The 3,846-nt window shown below is 33.4% G+C and carries 5 protein-coding genes; 2 read left to right on the plus strand and 3 right to left on the minus strand.

Annotated elements, in window-relative coordinates:
* The coding region (locus tag AC1DJR_RS20560) for a putative PEP-binding protein (protein ID WP_477003383.1) at positions 1 to 294 on the plus strand (294 nt) is incomplete at its 5' end.
* Between the two features lie 84 nt (positions 295 to 378).
* Here the strand turns inward: AC1DJR_RS20560 and AC1DJR_RS20565 are convergent.
* The 3 genes from AC1DJR_RS20565 to AC1DJR_RS20575 all read right to left on the minus strand — a co-directional run bounded on the left by AC1DJR_RS20565 (position 379) and on the right by AC1DJR_RS20575 (position 2,017).
* Positions 379 to 747, minus strand: a complete 369-nt coding sequence (locus tag AC1DJR_RS20565; RefSeq protein ID WP_477003384.1) for a DUF3915 family protein — start codon at positions 745 to 747, stop codon at positions 379 to 381.
* A gap of 196 nt (positions 748 to 943) precedes the next feature.
* Positions 944 to 1,162 carry a hypothetical protein gene (locus AC1DJR_RS20570; protein WP_002088422.1) on the minus strand — a complete coding sequence of 73 codons (219 nt, stop codon included), beginning with the start codon at positions 1,160 to 1,162 and terminating at the stop codon, positions 944 to 946.
* 237 nt (positions 1,163 to 1,399) lie between these two features.
* Positions 1,400 to 2,017: a nitroreductase family protein gene (locus AC1DJR_RS20575; RefSeq protein WP_002192616.1), complete on the minus strand. Its 618-nt coding sequence runs from the start codon at positions 2,015 to 2,017 to the stop codon at positions 1,400 to 1,402.
* Between the two features lie 310 nt (positions 2,018 to 2,327).
* Between AC1DJR_RS20575 and AC1DJR_RS20580 the strand changes: the two genes are divergently transcribed.
* Positions 2,328 to 3,620 (plus strand): GGDEF domain-containing protein, encoded by a 1,293-nt coding sequence (locus tag AC1DJR_RS20580; protein ID WP_002192617.1) that lies wholly within the window; start codon positions 2,328 to 2,330, stop codon positions 3,618 to 3,620.
* Positions 3,621 to 3,846 lie beyond the last annotated feature (226 nt).

The following is a 3,846-nucleotide window of genomic DNA, read 5'->3' on the forward strand; positions in this document are numbered from 1 at the left end:
TACTTATACCAACCATATAACCCATCTATTTTACGTCTTGTCAAAATGGTTATCGATGCTGCTCATAAAGAAGGCAAATGGGCTGGTATGTGTGGTGAGATGGCGGGAGATTCACTTGCTATCCCATTATTATTGGGCTTAGGTTTAGATGAGTTCAGTATGAGTGCAACATCTATTCTTCCTGCAAGAACACAACTAAGCAAGTTGTCAAAAGCAGAAATGGAAACATTAGCAGAAAAAGCATTAACAATGTCAACTGCTGAAGAAGTTGTTGAATTAGTTAAAAGCATATAATAGTAAAAAAACCTGAGTCGATTTGAAATCGGTCTCAGGTTTTTTCTATGAGAAAATTACATTTTATTTTAGTTCTATAGAGAATTAGATAGCGATTGCAATGACATCAGTTGGGCAAACACGTAAAATACCTGTAAAAGTATCTCTATTTCCTTGATTATCTTTTCCACCTTGTTGTTGACCTTGACCTTGTTGCATTGCTAAAGCAGAGAATAAAGCAACACCATTAGCAAATCCTTCAAATACAACATTGTGAAAAGTTCCATTTCCTCTAATTTTCAAGAAAGAAATTTCTGTTCCAACTGAAATGTTTCTAAGGACGTTACATACAGCATGTTGTTGTGGTCTAACTTCTTCTCTTTCTCTTTCTCTCTCTTTCTCGCGATGGTCACACTCTCTTTCACGATGATGGCATTCTCTAAAGTTATCACAGCATCCAAATGATCCAAACATAATCCTCATCACCCCCTTCACACTTATAATCTATGTAAGTTCGGYAGTYRGTGACTGGACAGATAATGGAAATTTTTCTAGGGKATTTTCTCATTTTAAATGACTAGATGGGTATTTAGTATGGAATGATGTTGAAAATAGGGGAAATGTCACAAAAAAATGTAAAGACCACCGAAATGAATGAAATAGGTAGCCTTTACACTTTTTTACTTTTATATAAAACGATGATATATACAGGAAGAGCTAAGAGTAGTGGTGCAATGGATCGTGCAGTATGTTTTTCTGCTTCTAATTGTAACGCTTCTTCTTTAGGGAATTGTAACACTGATATGTTTGCAGCATCGCCAATAAAATATAGCAGTAGTACAGTTACTATGTAACTTAAAAGTGCGATAAAGCTTCCGTATGAACTCAATGAAAATCCCTCTCTTGTTATCTATTTGTTATCATTGTATCACAATTGTAACAAAAATACACGGTTATATTCCGATACTTTAACAAATTTCGACACAAAACGTCATATTTGATTATGGGGATAGCATGAAAATTACGATTTTTCTATGTGTAGATGTCGAATAATACATTGTAATATTACGGATGTGTGACAGGAAAATAAAAAAACGAAGGTAATGAAATTACCTTCGTTTTTTTATTATTTTGCCCATTCACTCACTTGTTCTACGCTCATGCGCGGTGCAGGGTGACCTTTTAAAGTGGATTCACCAATTGTAATAAGCATAATTGGTACGTAACGAGATGAAACATTGAATTCTTCCATTAATGCCTGTGGATTGAAGCCACCAATAGCGCAAGTATCCCAGCCAGTTGCTTTAGCAGCAAGCATAAGTTGCATTGCTGCTAAAGCAGCATTTGAAAAGGCAGCATCTCGTGGGTATTGCTCCCGAGTATATGCAGATTCAATATTTTTAGCTAAGCGCTCTTTTGCTTCTTCATTCATAAATCCTTGTTCTACAATTGGACCGTAAACAGGTTCAACATTTTTATATGCCTCTAAATCACCTAAAATAGCGACTACGGCAGAAGCATCAAGAATTTGTTGTTGGTTATAAGCAATTGGGTGTAATCGTTTTTGTACATCTTCGCCTTGGAAAACAAGGAATTTCCAGTGTTGCAAGTTCCAAGCAGAAGGTGCTTGCGCAGCTGCTTTTAAAATTTCATGTAACTCTGTAGATGAAATTTCTTTTTCAGGGTTGAATGCACGTGTAGATGTGCGTTCATATAAAACGTTAAAAAAGTCATTGTTTGTCATTATATATCCTCCAAATTACATATCAACTTAATATAAAATAAATGTAATATACTCTACTTACATTTTGTAAGTTATTGAATTTAAGAATATAATACCTTTATTTTAATTGTCAAGTTTTAAATAGTAAGGCAGGGCATTCATACAAACGATACAATTCATATAATCATACACTAAAAAAGGAATTTCCAGAGCAGATAAGTGAAGATAACATTCTCAATTAGCTTGTTAATATGAGTTCCTCACAATTCTTTATAAAATGATTGTGAGGAATTCAGTAGAACAAGATATATGAAGTGAGTGAAGACTAGTGATGAACATACTACATTTTTTATTAGAGAATACTGTTTTCCAAAATGTATTACAAGATCTTCAGTTGAATGTCCTTTATATAGAAGATGGATGTACACATCAACAAACGATAGAAAACGTCCATCCAAAATGTATGTTTATAGCAAATAGTTTTGAAGAAGGAGAAATATTGTTTCATAGAACTAGACCACATATTGTAATTATGTATGTAACAGATTGTGCTCAAATAAAATATATAAAGAATATATATAATTCACAGAGCACATTCATTATCATTTGGGATCAACAGATAGACAATCAGTTTGCAGATTTACTACTGTTAGGAATACGTAATATTGTTATAGCACCAGTAACTCCACAAGTGGTACTAGAGGAAGTGAATAAGAGTTTATATCAACTTTCTTTAGTGCGGCAAGTAGGTTTACAACAAGAATTGCTTCAAACGATGTTTGATTTTCAAAATGATTTATTATTTATAGTAGAAGATGATGAGATTGTTGATTGTAATACGAATTTTTTACAATTCTTCGGACATGATAATTTATTTACGTATCGTGAACAACATTTAGTGTTTGCAGAACATCTTATTAGAGAGAACGGATATTATTCGACGACTCACGATATAACATGGCTGGATGATACTTTATCAAATGGAAGAAGAATTAAAATGTACAATTATGAAGGAGAAGCATTTACTTTTCTATTACGTGCGACACCATTACCAGAAGACTTATCGCGATTTATAGTAAAATGCACAGAGATTACAGAATTAGATGAAATCTATCAAGAGCAAGAAAGATTGGCTATGATAGATTCATTGACAGAAATATATAATCGCTTGAAATTCCAACAAATATTGGAGACAGAGTGGGAGAATGTATTACGTAATGATGAAAAAGTTGCACTTATTTTGTTTGATATAGATAATTTTAAATCAGTAAATGACACATATGGTCATGATTTTGGCGATTTAGCATTAGTACAACTTGCAGATCTTATGAAATCTAAAGTTGAAGATCAACATGTATTTGCAAGATGGGGAGGAGAGGAATTTATAATATTAGTGACAAATACGGTAGAAAAAGAAGCGTTTCAAGTTGCGGAATCATTGCGATTTTTCATTGAAACAAAGCATTTCTCTGGAATTTCGAAATTAACAGCGAGTTTTGGAGTTGCGTTATATGAGCAAGGGATTACAAGAGAAGAGTTAATGCAAAGAGCGGATATTGCGTTATATGAAGCGAAAAAAAATGGAAAAAATCAAGTATGTATATATAGAAAAGAAAAAATGTGATTTTTCGCAACAAATTGTTGCGATTTTTTTTTATTACTTGATAATAGAATATGGGGGACCATTTTAACCGAGAAGCTCCCACTTCAAGTAAGCTCGCAAGAGAGACTAAGTGGTGGGTAGTTCACATGAAGTAATTACGGAGGAACAATATGATAAAAAAAATAATGGTTATGGCTTCACTGTCTGCTGTAGTTTGCGGCGGAGTATACTATTTTCTCTATAGTCC

The organism is Bacillus sp. 05T31 (assembly GCF_056396725.1).